Origin of the sequence: Kluyvera chengduensis (genome assembly GCF_044197065.1) — a bacterium.
Lineage (GTDB): Bacteria > Pseudomonadota > Gammaproteobacteria > Enterobacterales > Enterobacteriaceae > Kluyvera > Kluyvera ascorbata_C.
In genome coordinates this window covers 18,192-37,071 of record NZ_JBIQOI010000011.1, presented here as the reverse complement: position 1 = coordinate 37,071, position 18,880 = coordinate 18,192, and the positions used below count along the sequence as shown (strand labels likewise).

Here is an 18,880-nt window from a genome sequence, read left to right as displayed (position 1 = left end):
CTCAGGGTGAAACGAACAACAAAAACGAACCGCGTTACGCGATAACGGAGACGCCGTGGCTGTCTAATGCGGCCTTCAGCGGCGCATCCAGCTCGCAGTCCACAATCAATGTACTCGCCAGATAGAGGTCGCCAATGGCAAAGGCAGAAGCGGCGTTAATTTTTTCCTGCGAGGCCATAACGATGGTCTCGGAAGCTCGCTCGCTCAGCAGACGCTTCACGCCCGCCTCTTCGAAGCTACCGGTGGTAAAGCCCGCGTGGTGATGTACCCCAGTCACGCCCATAAAAAACAGGTCGGCGTTAATGCGATTCGCCGACTCGCTCAGGGCAGAGCCGGTGGTGACAACGGAGTGTTTAAACAGCGTACCGCCCAACAAAATCACTTCAATGGCCGGGTAATCAATCAGCCCAACCGCAATGCTCGGGCTATGGGTGACAACGGTGAAGCGCAGGTCGTGCGGTAGCAGTTTGATCATCTCGGTGGTGGTGGTGCCGCCATCAATCATCACGACCTGGCCTGCGCTAATCAGCGAGACGGCCTTCTGGGCGATGGTTTTTTTTGCGTCTATCTGCACGCTTTTTCTTGCTTCAAACGGCGCAATGGCGGCGGAGACCGGCAGCGCACCACCGTGGACGCGCTGCAGCAGCCCGGCGGCGGCAAGCTCTCTTAAATCGCGGCGAATCGAATCTTCTGATACCTGAAACTGTTGGCTTAACTCGGTGGAGTGTACCTGTTTATCCCGGGCCAGAATCGCCAGGATTTGCTGTTTTCGTTGGCTGGCTAACATGTTTTCTCTCATGCATGTTTTTTCTTGATGTTGCCTGATTGTGCATGATAGTTTGCAAAATGTCATCTACAGGAGAGAAAAAATGAGCGCTATTGAGCCGTTAGTGAGAAATATTCATTCTCAGCTGCTTTCTGACGACTGGTATACCCTGAAAAAATACACTTTTGAGCTGCGTCGCCGCGACGGAAGCTGGCAGCAGCAGAGCCGCGAAGCCTATGACCGCGGCCACGGCGCGGTGGTGCTGCTGTACAATCGCCGCAAAAAAACGGTTGTCCTGACGCGTCAGTTCAGAATGCCAGTTTACCTCCACGACGGTAACGGCCTGTTAATTGAAGCGGCGGCGGGGTTGCTCGACAGCGCTTCTCCGGAAGCTCGGATTATCGCCGAAGCGGAAGAGGAAACCGGCTTTCGCATTACGCAAATCGAGCCGGTCTTTCGTGCCTTTATGAGTCCGGGCTCGGTGACGGAAAAACTGTGGTTCTTTATCGCGGAGTACCAGGATGAGGATCGCGTTAGCCGTGGCGGCGGTGTGGAAGAAGAGGGCGAAGACATTGAAGTGCTGGAGTGGCCGTTGGAACACGCGCTGCAGGCAGTGGCGAGCGGCGAGATAATGGATGCGAAGACTATTATGCTGCTGCAGTATCTGGCGCTGAATCGGACGCTGGGGGAATAGCCAAAGCAAAAAAAGGTGCACAACCGTGCACCTAAAGGAGAGACAAACACACTCAAATTCACTAAAAAACGCCTTTACTGCTCCGAACAGAGTTTGTAGGCCGGATAAGGCGTTACGCCGCCATCCGGCAATCTGCCAGGACTGCCGGATGGCGCTTCGCTTATCCGGCCTACAATGGAGGCTTCCTGCGTTACAGCGCCTGGGTGAACGTCCTTGAGATAACATCCTGTTGCTGCTCACGCGTCAGCGCATTAAAGCGCACCGCATAGCCAGAAACGCGAATCGTCAGGTTCGGATAGTTCTCTGGATGTTGAATGGCATCCAGCAGCATCTCCCGGTTCAGCACGTTAACGTTCAGATGCTGCCCGCCTTCGACGTGTGCCTCGTGGTGGAAGTAGCCGTCGAGCAACCCGACCAGGTTGGTTTTCCGCACTGTGTCCTCTTTGCCCAGCGCCGCTGGCACAATGGAGAAGGTGTAGGAAATCCCGTCTTTGGCGTAGGTGAACGGCAGTTTTGCCACCGAGGTCAGCGAGGCGACGGCGCCTTTACGGTCGCGTCCGTGCATTGGGTTTGCCCCTGGCGCGAACGGCGTTCCGCCGCGGCGCCCGTCCGGCGTGTTCCCGGTTTTCTGGCCGTATACCACGTTAGAGGTGATGGTCAGAATGGACTGCGTTGGCACGGCATTACGGTAGGTTGGCAGCACCTGAATTTTCTTCATAAAGCGCTCGACCAAATCGCAGGCAATGCTGTCCACGCGCTCATCGTTGTTACCGTACTGCGGATACTCCCCTTCAATCACAAAGTCGACCGCCAGTCCGGTATGGTCGCGCACCGGTTTCACCTGTGCGTATTTAATGGCCGAGAGGGAATCCGCCGCTACCGACAGCCCGGCGATACCGCAGGCCATGGTGCGATAAACGTCACGGTCGTGCAGCGCCATCAACGAGGCTTCGTAGCTGTATTTATCGTGCATGTAGTGGATGATATTCAGCGCGCTGATGTACTGCACCGCCAGCCAGTCCATAAAGTGGTCGAGGCTCTCCATCACCGTCTCGTAGTTGAGCACGTCGTCCATCAGCGGGGCGGTTTTTGGCCCCACCTGAATCTTCAGCTTTTCATCCACGCCGCCGTTGATTGCGTACAGCAGGGTTTTGGCGAGGTTGGCGCGCGCGCCGAAGAACTGCATCTGCTTACCGATAACCATCGGGCTGACGCAGCAGGCAATCGCGTAATCGTCGCTGTTAAAGTCGGCGCGCATCAGGTCGTCGTTCTCATACTGCAAGGAAGAGGTGACGATAGAAACCTGGGCGGCATACTTTTTAAACGCTACCGGCAGCGCTTCTGACCACAGCACCGTCAGGTTCGGTTCCGGCGCAGGCCCCATGGTGTGCAGGGTATGCAGATAGCGGAATGAGTTTTTGGTGACCAGCGTGCGGCCATCCAATCCCATACCGCCAATCACTTCGGTGGCCCAGATAGGGTCGCCGGAGAACAGCGTGTCGAACTCCGGCGTACGCAGGAAGCGCACCATGCGGATCTTCATAATGAAGTGGTCGATAAGCTCCTGCGCCTGCTGCTCGTTCAGGCGTCCGGCTTTGACGTCGCGCTCAATGTAGATATCGAGGAACGACGCGGTGCGCCCCAGAGACATCGCGCCGCCGTTTTGTGATTTCACCGCCGCGAGATAGGCAAAGTAGAGCCATTGCACGGCTTCCTGTGCGTTACGCGCCGGGCGTGAAATATCGCAGCCGTATTTTGCGGCCATCTCCTGCATCTGCAGCAGCGCACGGCGGTGTTCCGCCAGCTCTTCGCGCAGACGAATGGTAGCCTCAAGCTGTTGTCCCCACTCAAGGTTGGACTGGAGGTCGGCGAACTGCTGCTCGCGCTCGCGCACCAGATACTGAATGCCGTACAACGCCACGCGGCGGTAGTCGCCGATGATACGCCCACGGCCATAGCCATCCGGCAAGCCGGTCAGCACGCCCGATTTACGGCAGCGCAGCATATCTGGAGAGTAAGCGTCAAACACGCCCTGGTTGTGGGTTTTACGCAGCTCGGTGAACAGGTATTCGAAGTTCGGGTCCATCTCACGACCGTAGGCATCGAACGAACTTTTGATCATGTTCACGCCGCCATACGGGTGCAATGCACGCTTGAGCGGTTTATCGGTTTGCAGACCCACAATCTTTTCCAGACTCTGGTCGATGTAGCCCGCATCGTGGGCGGTAATGGTGGTGGCAACATTGGTGTCGAAGTCGACCGGCGCGTGCGTGGCGTTTTCGATGCGAATGCCGGCCATCACCTTCTCCCAGAGGGCGAGGGTCGCGGACGTCGCTTCAGCGAGGAAGGACTCATCACCTTCATATGGCGTGTAGTTATGCTGAATAAAATCACGGACGTTAATCTCTTCTTTCCAGTCCGTGCCGTTAAATCCCTGCCACGCATCGGCGTACAGACTCTCGCCGGTATCGATATTTACCTTCATGGAATTCTCTCTGCTGACTAACCGTTAATTATGCGTATTCGACGCTGGCGCTGATTTCGCCTAAATGAATCGCATCGAGGGCAATCATCTTTTCTTCATTGGTTGGAATGACGGTGCAAATAACGCGCGCATCCTCCCTGGAAATAACGCGCTCACCATAAGAATTGGGTAAGCTATTTCTATCGCTGTCGATATTCACGCCCAGCACCGCCAGATGTTCAATCACCAGACGACGAATTAACGCCGAATTTTCGCCAATTCCGCCGGTAAAAATAATGCCGTCGAGGCGGTGTAATGACGCAGCGTGCCCGGCAATATGGCGAGCGATACGGTGGACGAAGGTTTTAATCGCCAGCTGTGCGCGTTCATGCCCTTCATGCCAGGCTTTTTCCAGCACCCGCAGGTCGGAAGAGAGGCCGGAAATACCGAGCAGACCAGACTCCTTATTCACCACCCGTTCCAGGTCACTGAGCGTCTGCTGGGTTTCACTCGCCACCCATGCCATAGCGCCGAAGTCCACATCGCCGCTGCGGGTGCCCATCATCAGCCCTTCGAGCGGCGTCATCCCCATTGAGGTATCGACGCTTTGTCCGTTGCGCACCGCGCAGATAGAAGCGCCGTTACCCAGGTGGGCGACCACCAGACCGGAGTCCTGCTCCGGCAGACCAAGCAGGTCGTGAGCGCGCTGGGAGACGTAGCGGTGCGACGTTCCGTGGAAGCCGTAACGGCGCACGCCGAGCTCCTCGTAATATTTCCACGGCAACCCGTACAGGTAAGCTTCAGGCGCCATAGTCTGGTGGAAACTGGTATCAAAGACCGCCACCTGGGTTACGCCAGGGAAAAGCTGCTGTGCCGATTCAATACCGCTGAGGTTGGCATAATTATGGAGTGGAGCCAGTGGAGAGACTCGGCGAATATTATCGATCACCTCGTCAGTAATAATGGCCGACTCGGTAAAGATATTTCCGCCGTGAGCAATCCGGTGACCAATTAAGGCCACGCTGTCATTTAAATCACGCTTCTCGAGTTCAAAGGCAATCGCCTTTAATGCGCCTTCGTAGCTGTGGTGAGCCAGCGTGGCTGGCTCACCTCCATTTACGGATAAGAACGCATTTTCAGTGTTAATACCGTCAGCAATACCCGCCATTAATACATCGCAGTTGGTTGCATCCAGTACTGAAAACTTAATTGAAGATGATCCACAGTTAATGACTAATACGACCGGGAATTCATTCATTTTACGACTCATCCTGAGTTCACAGATTAAAACAGTTTGTACACGATGTTGAGAATGGTCAGCAGACCAATAACGGTGACAAATACGTTATCCAGACGGCCACGGTATTTCGCCAGCGATGGCGCTTTACGGATGGCGTACATTGGCAGCAGGCAGAGCAGCGACGCGATAATCGGTGCGCCCATGGCTTCAATCAGGTCCAGAATGTTCGGGTTGGCGTAGGCCACAACCCAGGTGGAACCCATGATGAAGATCATGCTGATGGTGTTCAGTTTCCCGGAGGAGACCTTGGTTTTATCGCCTTTATAGCCAAACTTCAGCACCAGACCGTTCAGCCCTTCCAGTGTGCCGAGATAGTGGCCGAAGAAGGATTTGAAGATAGCCACCAGGGCGATGATGGAAGCGCCATACTCAAGCGTGGTGGCGAAGGTCGACTTCGAGCCCGCCATGGAGGAGAAGTGGTTTGCCAGATAAGAGAGCACCGGAATGTTCTGTGCTTTGGCATCCGCCATGTTCTGCGGGGAGAGCGTAAACAGGCAACTGAAGGCGAAGAACATCACCACGGCGACCATCAGGACGCTGGCGCGGGAGATAATCTGCGAACATTTCTGCTCGGTGAATTCACGGCCGAAGTCCTTTTCATACTCTTCGCGCTTGGAGACCACGAAAGAGGAGACGATCGGCGAGAAGTTAAAGGAGAACACCATGATGGAGATGCCCAGCCACACGGTGACCAGAATGCCGTCGTGCCCGGTCAGCGCGATATTGCTGAGGTCGACCTGATCGATAGCGGCAGAGTTCCAGTAAGGGATCAGCGACAGTGAAATCAATACCAGGCAGGCAATGAACGGCCAGACCAGGTAGCTCATCACTTTCACCATCAGGTCTTTACCAAACCAGATAACGAATGCCATCAGCAGCAGCAGGAACAGGGCGACAAAGCCACGGTTCAGCGCCGGCATCTGCAGCTGGTTTTCCCAGAAGGTCATAAAAGTGTTGGTGATGGTGACGCCGTAAATCCACAGCAGCGGGCAGATGGCGAAGAAGTACAGGAAGGTGATCACAACGCCCCCCGTCTTACCAAAATGCTCTTCTACCGTCTCGGTGATGTTACCGGATGGATTTGACCCCGACAGGCACAAACGCGCCAGCGCGCGGTGGCAATAAAACGCGATGGGGTAAGCCAGCACCAGCATCAGCAGAATGGGGATTAGCCCACCAAACCCGGCGCGAATCGGGAAGAACAGCACCCCGGCACCGATAGCGGTACCAAATAAACCGAGCGTCCACGTTGTATCTGATTTACGCCAGACTGACTGTTTGGTCTGGCTGGATATAATGCTTTCAGTAGTACTCATATCCTATCCTCAACGAAGTTAAATAGTAGAATTAAGCGTCAACTAAACCGGTAATTTGTGATACGCGAGATAAGTCGATATTCCCGCCAGAAATAATGCTGACCGTTTTACGGTTTTTGATATAGCTATCTAATTTGCCGCTTAATAATGCCGCACAGGCTAATGCACCAGCGCCTTCGGTGACGACTTTATTACGCTGGATAAGGGCAATCATGCTTTTGCGAATTTCATCTTCGTTGACTAGAACAATATCATCGACGAGGTCACGAACAATTTCGTAGGTTAAATTACCCGGGCGGGAAACGTCACAGCCATCCGCCAGGGTGCCGGTCGTTCGGTGTGTGGTTATATTTCCGGCATAATAAGAGGCAGCCATACCGTGAACGTTTTCAGACTGTACGCCAATCACTTTAATGGTTGGGTTAATTGATTTAATGGCGATAGCAATACCGGCAATTAAACCGCCGCCGCCGATAGGCACAATCACATTATCAACGTCATACAGGTCTTCGAGAATTTCCAGACCGATGGTGCCTTGTCCGGCAATGACTTTCGGATCGTCGTACGGTGGAATAAAAATGCGACCTTCCATTTCGACAATTTCGCTGACCTTAGCGATGGTATCGTTGAAGTTATCGCCGTGCAGCACCACTTCGGCCGAGTAGTCGCAGGTGGCGGCGACTTTAGACTTCGGCGCGCCTTTTGGCATCACGACTTTGCCATCAATACCGAGCATCGCGCAGGAGAGCGAAACGCCCTGCGCATGGTTACCTGCAGAGCACGCCACAACGCCTTTACGTCTTTCGGCTTCGGTCAGGGAGCTAAGCTTATTAAAGGCACCGCGAATCTTAAATGAGCCGGTACGCTGCATGTTTTCAAACTTAAGGAAGATATCGCCCTGGCACTGTTCACTAAAGTAATTAGAGCGAGGCATACCCGTTTTATAAATTTTACCTGCCAGGCGTTTTTTAGCTTCAATAATATCTTCAATAGCAACTGGGAGATCGTATGTAATATGCATTATAACCTCATAACTAGAGTGTTAGGGTAATAGATATTCGTCACCGCTGACCGATATGACGATCGGCGGCATAGGTATTCGATATTTAAAGTTACTGGCTTAATTTGAGTTTATTATTTGCTTTCGCCTGCGTCCTTTGCAGGCCGAGTATTCCTTCGCTAATTGCACCAGAATTGATGCGGCTTTTTTTATCCGGTAATTCTTCGACCATATTGCGGCATAGCGCGCAATGGGTAATGTTTCTTCAACCTCGAGCGTAATAAACTGGTCGGAACCAAAAGGTGCGGTCATATCACAAGGAATAACCGTCAGGAAATCGGCATTGAGAACAAGATTATAAATGGTGACCACGGAGTCCGTTTTAACAATGTTTTCAATGCTGATGCCGTTTCGTTGTAGCGTAATAAGTAGCTCACTGTAGTAACCCATATTGGTTTGCGGCAATACCCACTGCGCTTCCTTCAGTGATTCCAGCGGGGTATTGCCGACGCGCGTTCGGGACTTATTGGCCACGACGACAAACTCTGATTCAAACAGCGGTTCGACGTGCAGGTCTTGTAGCTTCATCTCGTCGCTCAACGTACCGATGGCGAAATCCAGACGGCCATCGCGCAGCGCAGGCAGGAACGAGGAGAGCTGGGCTTCGAACATCGAGATCTGTACCTTCGGAAACACCTCTTTAAACTTCTGAATCATGTCAGACATAAAGGTGAAGCCAATCAGCGAAGGGAAACCGAAGGAGACATCGATGGCTGCATCGTCCGTCATGCTGTTCATCTCATTCACCATGTTCGTCATCTCACGGGTGATGGACTCAGACCAGGTCAGCAGCACCTGGCCCGGATGGGTCAGCGTTACACCGGTGTTTTTTCTGACGATGACCTCTGCGCCAAAGTAAGCTTCAATATCGCTAATGATTTTACTGACCGCCGGCTGCGTTAACCCTAATTCTTTTGCCGCCGAGCCGATAGAACCACTGCGGATCACCTCCTGAAAGACCACCAGATTTTGTATTTTTGGGAGGTTTAATGTGTTCATAACGATCCGTGTTAATTGCTTTGTTGACGGGAAGAAGTGTAACAAATTAATAGACCAGGGATTTGTGCTAGTACTCACAAATTATCTTTTGGTGAATTATCAGACGCGATGTGATTTTATAAAAAGTATTATTTATCATGTTGTTACGTTTTTAATATAACGCTTTCATCTGACTTTTATCAAAAAATAATGGGGGGATAAAAATATTTTATGCCGATAACGGCGGCTATTTTTTAACGTTGCTAACAATCTCTATTTGGCGATCTTTCAAGCAATTATCGAGTAATTAACGGTCAGGAAATGGATTAAATTTAATGTGTAAATTATCAAATTAAATTTTAAATGAAGCATTATCCTTATTAAAGAATGTCGAGCATCACACTTTTTTTCCATAATTGTTCTGAAAGATACGTATTAGTTATTAATGCTAAAAATATCAAAAACAATTCATTATCAAAATTAACAATAAATTAACTATGGTTTTTTGCCTATTTTTTAGGGGTTAGTTTGGTATGTGAAATCGGTTTCTTTTGTTTTGTATTGATAAAATCTCTAATGGTAGTGTTTTGTGTTGAGGTTCACAGATCTGCATTCTTGTTATCGCTCCTCTGTTGCATGACCTGGCTGAAGGACGGTACGGCTGTATGCTGCGTATACATCAGTCAGACCTAATCATAAGCCGCTCTGTTCTTCGGAGGGTGTTTTTCTCCGCTCCCCGCCGGAATGCATCAGAAAACATAATTTATTCTCCGTTCGATGATCCTGTGTCGGTATCTTGAATAAGCGCAGGTTATTGATTTATAAATATGGTAAGGAAGGTTTGTGAATAATTAACGCCTACCGTTTAGGGAAAAAATGATGAAATGGTAAGTAATATTTGATTGGCTTTTTTTTATTCCTTCATGATATTTGTAATTTTCTTAAGAAATATTAAAGTAAATGCGTTCATATTGATTTGTTTTTCTTTAATTGCTTGATTTTACTATGTAATTTGTTTTATTTATGATGGTGCTTTATTTGTTCTTTCTTTTATTATATGGGGTAGTGATCACGCTATTGACTGAAAGGTACGTATTCCAATCACTCAATGTATGGCTTGTTTTACAAAAATCACCAAATTTTATTATTACTAATGCGATTGTTAATGAATATATTTTGCTAATGGGTAAAAGTGGGTGTTAATTCAATGCCTCGAAGAATAAGGATAGAAGTTCAGTTTTTACCTAATGAGTTTAATTGGAGCGCTATGTGAAACGCTCCGGTATTTGCGAACCAGGGAGAGATGCTATGCCAACGGTAATTGGAACGATCAAAGTCATGATGGGCCAGGCGTGGATTGAAGCGGCGGACGGCAGCCGGCGTCAGGCAATGGAAGGTGAACAGGTTATGCGCGGCGAGCAGGTCGTGACCGAACAGGGGGCGGTGACCGTCACCTTGCCGGATGGCAAGAGTCTGGATCTGGGGCGTATGAGCCAGTGGGGAGGCAGCGGCGCAGCCACCGCGACGGCTGATGCGACAGCAACCCAGGACGTTGCTGCTGTGCAGCAGGCCATTGCCGAAGGCGCAGACCCAACGCAAATTCTGGAAGCCACCGCCGCAGGGAATCCGATTATCATCGATGCGCAGGGCGAAGCGGGCGAGGGAGGACGACACTCCTTCGTGATGCTGGAACTGACCGGACAAATTCTTGACCCTAATGCGGGCTATCCCACAGATGGTTTAGGCAGCGCGCGCCCTGACCGCGTGGAAGAAGACACCTCACTGTTTGGCTCCAATACCGTTGACCTTAATAATCCCGCTATCATCGGCGGCGACGATACGGGTTCTGTTGTCGAAGACGATAGCGACCCAACCCTTGCCGACAGCGGCCGTTTGTCGATCCACGATCCCGATGAAGCACAATCCTGGTTTGTCACGAACTCTGTCAAAGCCAGCGATGGCGCACTGGGGAACCTGATCCTCGCCAGAGATGGCTCATGGCGCTATGAGGTCAATAACGCCGATGTGCAGTACCTCGCCGAAGGTGAAACGAAAATTGAAACCTTCGTGGTGAAAAGCGCTGACGGCACCGAACACACGGTGACGATTACGATTACCGGGCGTAATGATGCACCGGAGTTGAGTGCGAGCGGCGGAGAGGCGCTACAGGAAGATAATGGGATTGTGACCAGCACAGAGACTGAACCAGCCCCAGTTTTGCTTGAGACTCAAGGTAAACTGGAGATGCACGATGTGGATCTCATGGACAGCCATCAGTACAGCAGTGCGTTCACTAAGATAGAAATGGGTGCTGGCGCTGATTTGACTGATGCGCAGATGAAAGCGCTAAGTAGCGGTACTTTTACCGTTACCGATGATGGTAAGGGTTGGCATTATGAGATCTCCAATGCGCTGACCCAATCACTGGCCGCAGGGCAGGAAGTTAAGCTTACTTATACGGTGAAGGTTGTTGATGAGCACGGCAGTGAGGGAACCGCTGATGTCGTTATTACCATTAAAGGTACCAACGATCTCCCTGAACTGACGGCGCAGAACGGTGACCTACAGGAAGATAAAGATGTAGTCACCCTTACCGGCGGTGAAGAGACGACAGAGGTGTTGCAAACCGGTGGCACGCTGACAACCGTTGATATCGATAGCGCTGACGTTCATGAGTACAGCGTCGGGAAGGTGGAGGTGAAGTCGAGTAGTGGCCCGGAACTGACCCCTGAACAGATAGCGGCGCTGGAGAAAGGAATTTTTGCGCTGGATGGTGATTATAAGAACTGGAGCTACCAGATCGACAACGCGCTGACGCAGACGCTTGCCGAAGGCCAGGAAGCGAAGGTGAGCTACGTTGTGACGGTGAAGGATAACCACGGCGGAGAAAGCTATGACACCGTCACTATTACCATTAAAGGCACCAACGATCTCCCTGAACTGACGGCGCAGAACGGTGACCTACAGGAAGATAAAGATGTAGTCACCCTTACCGGCGGTGAAGAGACGACAGAGGTGTTGCAAACCGGTGGCACGCTGACAACTGTTGATATCGATAGCGCTGACGTTCATGAGTACAGCGTCGGGAAGGTGGAGGTGAAGTCGAGTAGTGGCCCGGAACTGACCCCTGAACAGATAGCGGCGCTGGAGAAAGGAATTTTTGCGCTGGATGGTGATTATAAGAACTGGAGCTACCAGATCGACAACGCGCTGACGCAGACGCTGGCCGAAGGCCAGGAAGCGAAGGTGAGCTACGTCGTGACGGTGAAGGATAACCATGGCGGAGAAAGCTATGACACCGTGACCATCACCATTAAAGGCACCAACGATAAACCGACTATCGAGGTGACGAGCAGTGAGGAATTATCCGAGAGCCATATCCCTGATGGGGCTACGGGCACGTTTACCATCGATGACATTGATACCAGTGATGCGTTGACCGTTTCGCTGGGTGGCCCGAGCGAATCGGTAACCTCCGGTGGTACGAAAGTCGAATGGGCATGGGATGCGGAAGGCAACAAGCTCGTTGGCTACACTGGCTCTACCGAAGATGGAACTTATAAATCCGTTGTTGAAGTCCAGCTTACCCCACCAGAGGGGACCGATCGAGGCGAATGGTCCTACAAGGTAGAACTTAAAGAGCCAATCGATCATCCGGAGCAGGGTACGGATGATGTGAAGTTTGACCTGACAATCACCGTGGACGATGGTAAAGCCACCTCAACAGGTTCACTTGAGATAACCATTGTCGACGATGTTCCCGTGTTGAGTGCGCCATCGGTGGGTCAAGTCAGCAGTGAGGGCATCCCTGATATTCTACTCGGCAAATTTGACCTTGGTGGGGACGATACTTCTAAAACCAGTCTTCGCTACACGGATGCTCAGGGTCATGGATTTACCGTGACGGCCAAAGGGTTCACCTCCAAGACTGATTCAGAATTAATTGAGGCCGAGGTTGACCGAACCGGTAGCGGGTTGGGGGTAAAAAGCAAGGAAGGCCCTTATCACAACCTTGCTAATGAGATCGATTACCGCGTTTTTGACGGTGACAATGGCGCTTCTGAAGAACTGATTTTCACGCTGGACGTGGGCTCAGTTGCCTACGGTGTGAGCATTGAGTTTGAAAAAATGTACGGCGGCGAGCTCGAGAGCGGCATCGTTGAGTTTTATCGTGACGGTAAGCTAATTGCGACGCAGGAGTTTAGCTCCAATGCGAACAGCGGCAACTATGCCAAGAACTTCAGCGTGCAGGAAGGCGGTTTCGATACGATGATCGTTAAGGCGACGGATAACTTTAAGCAAGATAAGCAGGATAACAGCGACTTTACGGTGAAAGGCGTCACATTCATTGGACCGAATACGGATACGCCAACTGGCTATGCTGAGGGTACGCTCGATATTGATTGGGGGGCTGACGGCAAATATAGCCTGGTCCTGGACAAGGAAGGCGTTGAAGGTGATCTACGTACCAGCGCAGGCCTGGAAATTACTACAACCTTCTCTGAATCAGAGAACACGGTTCTTGGCTACGATTCAAACGGTAATCTGGTGTTCCGTCTGGAGTTTACCCCTGAAACGGGTAAGTGGGAGTTCTACCAGTACCAGGATATGAAGCAACCTGGGGATGATGGGCAGATTGATTTTTCCTTCAAAGCCACCGACGGTGATGGTGATGTGACCGACGGAATTTTCTCCGTCATTCCACGCCAGACGGCCGAAAGCGGTACCTCTGGTAATGAGGGCGCGGGCGAGAGCGGTGATGGATCTGATACTCCAATAATCCCTGGTGGAAGCGAACCTACAGGCGGCGGAAGTGAGACGACGCCTGATGAAAACGAGCCGACCCCGGTACCGGGTGAAACGATCCATGGAAATTCTGGTAACAACGAGCTTGTTGGCACTGATGGTGATGACATCATCTATGGCTATGGGGGTAACGACGACATCTCTGGTGATGCCGGTAACGACATTATTTATGGCGGCGCGGGCAACGATAAACTGTATGGCGGCGATGGAAACGATATTCTCTATGGTGGTGATGGCAACGATAACCTGTATGGCGGTGCGGGTAATGACATCCTGATTGGCGGTAAAGGGAATGACACGCTTTATGGCGGGGAAGGCCACGATATCTTCAAATGGCAACAGGGTGATTACGGCAAGGATGTTATTAAAGATTTTAATGTTCATGAGGATAAAATCGATTTAACCGAGCTGCTTGAGGGGATTAAGGGTAACTTCTCTGATTTCGTCAATATATCTGATAAAGATGGGAATACGATAATTACCATTAATACCGAAGGTCTGCACCATGGCGGTAACGCCACCGCGGTACAGATTACCGTTGAACACTGCACTTCTACAGATATAGACAGCTTGATTGCTAAACCGGATTCACTGATTTAACTCTAAACCGCACCCTGCCTTCCCGGCAGGGTGCATTTTACTTTTCTGGCAACGATTGATTTAAATATAAAAATAACTCGGTGATTATTTAATTACGCCATACGGCATTATCATTAGTGCTGGTTATAAAATATTATAAACACTCATCGCTAATGAATATTATATTTGACTGTGCTAGTTTAAATTTCTGGAACGATAATGCCCAGTCGCTATTACCCGGCCTTCAGGATGAACTTATGCTTCGGGTCTGTTATTAAGGATATAACATATGGCACAACATTCGCCGGCTGCAGGTGGCAATGACGCAGTAGAATGGCAAAAAGAGAATAAAATCGATCAGCGCGAGCTTCAGGATGATGCGCTGCTCGATAGCCTGCTGGCGGTCTGTTCGCACTATGGAAAAGCGGCAACCCGCGTTTCGCTGACCGCAGGCTTACCGCTTAAAAATAACCAACTGACCCTCGACGTTTTTCCGCGCGCCGCCGCCCGCGCCGGGCTGCGCGTGCGAATGCTCAAGCGTGAACTCAAGGATATTACCGCGCTTTCACTGCCCGCCGTCCTGGTACTGGAGAATCATCGCACCGCCGTACTCTTTGGCTGGAATGAACAAGGGCAGGCTCGGGTGCAGACCGGTGAGGTCGGCGGCGGAGAAATCATGGTCGACCCAGCCGCGCTGGCGCTGGAGTACTCCGGTACGGCGCTGTTTATTCAGCCCATCCATCAAAGCGAACGCACCAAATCGTCCCTGCTGCCGCGCACCCGCACCTGGTTTCGCGACACGTTAAAGCTATCGCGCTTTCTCTACGTTGACGCCATCGTTGCTAGCTTCCTGATTAACCTTATCGCGCTGTGTACGCCGCTGTTCGTGATGAACGTTTACGACCGCGTGGTGCCCAATCAGGCCACCGCCACGTTATGGGTGCTAGCTATCGGGATTACCGTCGCCTTCTTGTTTGATCTGCTGCTGAAAACACTGCGCACCCGCTGCCTCGATATCGCGGGCAAAAAGACCGACATGATCGTCTCGGCTTCCATCTTCGAGCGCATTACCGGCGTGGCGATGAAAGCGCGTCCAGCGCGGCTGGGGAGCTTTGCGCAGAATATTCATGAAATCCAGTCGCTGCGTGATTTTCTCTCCTCGCTCACCATGGCGACGCTTATCGACATTCCGTTCACCTTGCTGATGCTGCTGGTGATCGCCATTATCGGCGGCCCGCTGGTGTTTATCCCGCTGGTGGCCTTCCCGGTGGCGCTGGTGGTGAGTTGGGCAATTCAAAAGCCGCTCAACGACACTATCAAAGAGACCATGCGCCTCGCCTCAGAGCGTCAGGCGGTGCTGATTGAAACCCTTGGCGGGCTGGACGCCATGAAGGTAAATAACGCACAAAGCGAGCGCCAGTTTATGTGGGAAAGCACGCTGGTGACGCTCAGCAAAAAAGAGCTACGGGTTAAAACGCTCTCGACCTTTGCGGTGAATTTTACTGCCTGGCTTCAGCAGTTCTCCGGCGTGGCAATGATTGTTGCCGGGGTATATCTGATTATCGGCGGCAGCCTCAGTATGGGCGGGCTTATCGCCTGCTACATGCTAAACGGTCGTGCGCTGGTACCGATGGGTCAACTGAGCGGTCTGGTGACGCGCTACCAGCAGGCCAGAATGACCATGAATACCACTGAACAGATGATGGAGCTGCCGCAGGAGCGTCAGGATGACCGCGCGCTGGTCGCCCGTGACACCCTGCAAGGGGCGATTGCCTTCCAGAATGTCACCTTCACCTACCCGGACCAAAAGCGACCTTCACTGACTAATGTCTCTTTCACCATCACGCCGGGCGAGCGGGTGGGGATTATCGGGCGTAGCGGGTCGGGAAAAAGCTCGCTGGCCAAGTTAATAATCGGCTTCTACCAGCCGGACTCCGGGGAGATCCTGGTGGATGGCATGGATGCCAACCAAATTGACGTCAATGACCTTCGCCACAACATCGGCTACGCGCCGCAGGATATTTACCTGTTCAGCGGCACGCTGCGCGACAACCTGATAAGCGGGGCGACCTACGTCGACGATGAGGCGATGCTGCGGGCAGCGCAGCTGGCCGGGGTGCATGATTTTGCCCGTAAGCACCCGGACGGCTATCACATGCAGGTTGGCGAGCGTGGGCTTAACCTCTCTGGCGGCCAACGCCAGGCGGTGATGCTGGCGCGTGCGCTTCTGCTCGAGCCGCCGATCCTTCTGCTTGATGAACCGACCAGTTCGATGGATAACACTACCGAAGATGCCGTCCGTCGGGCGCTGATGGCGTCAACCCGCGGACGCACGTTACTACTGGTGACTCACCGTGCCTCGATGCTGGCGCTGGTCGACCGGCTTATCATCATCGAACGTGGGCGCGTGGTGGCCGATGGGCCGCGCGATAGCGTGCTGGAGGCACTGAAGAAGGGGCAAATCCATGGGGGTAACTAAATGGTTTGGTCTCGGCAAAACGGACGACTCCCTGACGGTTAACGGCATTAGCGGCGCGGTGATGAGCGACGCACCGCGCTCGCGCCGCATAACGCTGTGGGCCTGCTTTGGCTTTTTTATTGCGCTGATTGTCTGGGCAGCGAACGCCCCTATCGATGAAGTCACCCGCGGCGACGGCAAAGCGATACCCTCATCCAGGCTACAAAAAATCCAGAACCTGGAAGGCGGGATTGTTTCCGAAGTCTTCGTCCACGAAGGGCAAATTGTCGACGCCGGGCAGCCGCTGCTGCGCCTCGACGACACGCGTTTTAAGTCAACCGTCGGTGAAAGCGAGGCTGACCGCTATGCGCTGATGGCGCGCATCTCACGTCTGCAGGCGCAAATAGACGAGAAACCTTTATCGTTGAGCCCGGAAATCGAGCAGGAAGCGCCGGGGATCGCCAGCGGGGAGCGGGGGCTCTTTGAATCCCAGGGCGCCCGTTTTCGTAATGAAATTGCCGGGCTGGAAGAACAGCTGGCGCAGAAAAAACAGGAACTGCTGGATTTTGAAGCCAAAAAATCGCAGTTTAGCCGCAGCCTGGGGCTTATTCAGCAGGAAGTTAACATGTCCCAACCGCTGGTCAGCGCAGGGGCGATTTCTAAAGTCGAAATCCTGCGCCTGCGCCGCTCCGAAGTGGACACGCGCGGGCAGCTTGACTCGGTGGTTCTCGCCATACCCCGCGCACGGTCGGCCATTAAGGAAATTGAAAACAAAATTGCCGAATCGCGAGGCCGCTATCGTAGCGAAATGCTGGGCCAGCTTAACGAAGCGCGCACTAGCCTGGCGAAAATAGAAGCCTCCGGCAAAGCTATTGAAGACCGGGTTCACCGTACGCTGGTGACCTCGCCGGTGCGCGGGATTATCCAGCAGATGCTCGTCAACACCATCGGCGGGGTTATCCAACCCGGCAGCGAGCTGGTGGAGATTGTGCCGCTGGACGACACCCTGCTGGTCGAGGCAAAAATCCGTCCCCAGGATATTGCGTTTCTTCACCCTGGACAGAAAGCGATGATCAAATTCACCGCCTATGACTACACCATCTACGGCGGCCTGAAAGGTTCGCTGGAGCACATCAGCGCCGACACCATTACCGATAAAGAAGGACACAGTTTTTACCAGATTCGGCTGCGCACGGATCGCAACTATCTGGGCAGCGAAGAAAAACCGCTGCTGATTATTCCGGGGATGGTGGTGTCGGTAGATATCATGACCGGACAGAAAACGGTGCTTAGCTATCTGCTGAAGCCGATTTTGCGCGCGAAGGCGGAAGCGTTCCGGGAACGGTAAGAATCGGGTACGAATGGAAAATCTGAGCACATTCTGCCCCCTCACCCTAGCCCTCTCCCCAGGGGGGAGAGGGGACCGATAGATGACGTTTGTTGCTGCGGTGTCAGGCGTTAGCCTTATCCCACTCAGCAGAAGTAGGGACGAAACGAAAATCTGAGCACATTCTGCACCCTCTCCCTTTTTAAGGGAGAGGGTTGGGGTGAGGGTTCATGCACGGTCATTCACCCACTCACCCATCGGCGTCAGCTCAGCGCGACCTTAATCCCCAGCGCAATCAGCAGTCCACCTAGCATCTTATCAATAACCTTCTGCGCCTTCGCCAGCCCGCGACGTACCGGCGCGCTCTGAATCAGCACCACCAGCATTGGCCACCAGATAACGGACACGGTGAGGATCACCCCGGCGTACCACAGCTTCTCCGGGAAACCGGATTTCACGTTCAGCACTTGAGTAAAAATGGAGAGAAAAAACAGCGTGGCTTTGGGGTTCAGCAGGTTGCACAGATAGCCCTGGAGAAACGCCTTTTTCAGCGTGGTTTCCTGCTGAGTGATGCCGGTCATATCCATACTCTTATGCCCACGCGCCAACAGTGCCAGCAGGCCAACCCAGATAAGATAGGCGGCGCCGGCGTATTTCAGAATATCAAACAGCCACGGCGTGGTGGTGATGACCACCGCCAGACCGGCCACACAGTAAGACATATGTGTCAACACGCCGCAGGTGATGCCAAAAGCGGTCATCATCGCGGGGAGCCGGCGATAGCGTGCGGCGTTTTTAATCACCATAAAGAAGTCCGGGCCGGGTGACAAAATGCCGAGCGTGGCGATAGACGCAACGAACGCCGTTGCACCAATAGAAGGTATGAACATTTGAGAGGTCTCTAATCAGGAAGGCGAATAAATTAGAGCGGGATCGCCAACGCCACTATGACTGGCATCAAGGTTTCCGCGTAATGTTTCGCGCTTTATTCCGCAAGCGCCGTCGATGCGTTGCGCTGTTTCTGCACCCATGCTGGCGGCTACTCGCCTGGGTGCATAATTCAAAGTGAAATAAGTAAAATAGCTGCATAAATGCCATTGTCTTTATAAGGTCACTCTCATAAATAATTATT

The 18,880-nt window shown here is 52.4% G+C and carries 11 protein-coding genes; 4 read left to right on the top strand and 7 right to left on the bottom strand.

Annotated features, from left to right (window positions below; all coding sequences use genetic code 11):
• Positions 1–34: 34 nt before the first annotated feature.
• Positions 35–787, bottom strand: coding sequence for a DeoR/GlpR family DNA-binding transcription regulator (locus tag ACH1XZ_RS20380; RefSeq protein ID WP_395596940.1), 753 nt, complete (start codon positions 785–787; stop codon positions 35–37).
• An 82-nt stretch (positions 788–869) separates the two neighbouring features.
• On the opposite strand from ACH1XZ_RS20380, the gene ACH1XZ_RS20375 reads away from it, so the two are divergent.
• The gene (locus ACH1XZ_RS20375) at positions 870–1,460 is read left to right on the top strand and encodes an NUDIX domain-containing protein (protein WP_395596939.1); all 591 of its coding nucleotides are present in this window, start codon (positions 870–872) and stop codon (positions 1,458–1,460) included.
• Positions 1,461–1,650: 190 nt separating this feature from the next.
• On the opposite strand, the gene pflB is transcribed toward ACH1XZ_RS20375, so the two are convergent.
• The 5 genes from pflB to tdcA all read right to left on the bottom strand — a co-directional run bounded on the left by pflB (position 1,651) and on the right by tdcA (position 8,599).
• Positions 1,651–3,945, bottom strand: a complete 2,295-nt coding sequence (gene pflB, locus ACH1XZ_RS20370; RefSeq protein ID WP_395596938.1) for a formate C-acetyltransferase — start codon at positions 3,943–3,945, stop codon at positions 1,651–1,653.
• 28 nt (positions 3,946–3,973) lie between these two features.
• Positions 3,974–5,182 (bottom strand): propionate kinase, encoded by a 1,209-nt coding sequence (tdcD, locus tag ACH1XZ_RS20365; protein ID WP_395596937.1) that lies wholly within the window; start codon positions 5,180–5,182, stop codon positions 3,974–3,976.
• A 26-nt stretch (positions 5,183–5,208) separates the two neighbouring features.
• Positions 5,209–6,540, bottom strand: coding sequence for a threonine/serine transporter TdcC (gene tdcC, locus ACH1XZ_RS20360; RefSeq protein ID WP_395596936.1), 1,332 nt, complete (start codon positions 6,538–6,540; stop codon positions 5,209–5,211).
• Positions 6,541–6,571: 31 nt separating this feature from the next.
• Entirely contained in the window at positions 6,572–7,561 is a 990-nt protein-coding gene (gene tdcB / locus ACH1XZ_RS20355; RefSeq protein ID WP_395596935.1) for a bifunctional threonine ammonia-lyase/L-serine ammonia-lyase TdcB, read from the bottom strand.
• A 99-nt stretch (positions 7,562–7,660) separates the two neighbouring features.
• Positions 7,661–8,599 carry a transcriptional regulator TdcA gene (gene tdcA / locus ACH1XZ_RS20350; RefSeq protein WP_395596934.1) on the bottom strand — a complete coding sequence of 313 codons (939 nt, stop codon included), beginning with the start codon at positions 8,597–8,599 and terminating at the stop codon, positions 7,661–7,663.
• Between the two features lie 1,287 nt (positions 8,600–9,886).
• On the opposite strand from tdcA, the gene ACH1XZ_RS20345 reads away from it, so the two are divergent.
• The 3 genes from ACH1XZ_RS20345 (at position 9,887) to ACH1XZ_RS20335 (ending at position 17,769) form a co-directional block, all read left to right on the top strand.
• The gene (locus ACH1XZ_RS20345; RefSeq protein WP_395596933.1) at positions 9,887–13,984 is read left to right on the top strand and encodes a retention module-containing protein; all 4,098 of its coding nucleotides are present in this window, start codon (positions 9,887–9,889) and stop codon (positions 13,982–13,984) included.
• A 268-nt stretch (positions 13,985–14,252) separates the two neighbouring features.
• A complete protein-coding gene (locus ACH1XZ_RS20340; RefSeq protein WP_395596932.1) occupies positions 14,253–16,442 on the top strand; it encodes a type I secretion system permease/ATPase in 2,190 nt (729 codons plus the stop codon).
• Positions 16,429–17,769: an HlyD family type I secretion periplasmic adaptor subunit gene (locus tag ACH1XZ_RS20335; protein WP_395596931.1), complete on the top strand. Its 1,341-nt coding sequence runs from the start codon at positions 16,429–16,431 to the stop codon at positions 17,767–17,769. The genes ACH1XZ_RS20340 and ACH1XZ_RS20335 overlap by 14 nt, the downstream gene beginning before the upstream one ends.
• A gap of 242 nt (positions 17,770–18,011) precedes the next feature.
• On the opposite strand, the gene ACH1XZ_RS20330 is transcribed toward ACH1XZ_RS20335, so the two are convergent.
• Positions 18,012–18,638, bottom strand: coding sequence for a LysE family transporter (locus ACH1XZ_RS20330; protein WP_395596930.1), 627 nt, complete (start codon positions 18,636–18,638; stop codon positions 18,012–18,014).
• Positions 18,639–18,880 lie beyond the last annotated feature (242 nt).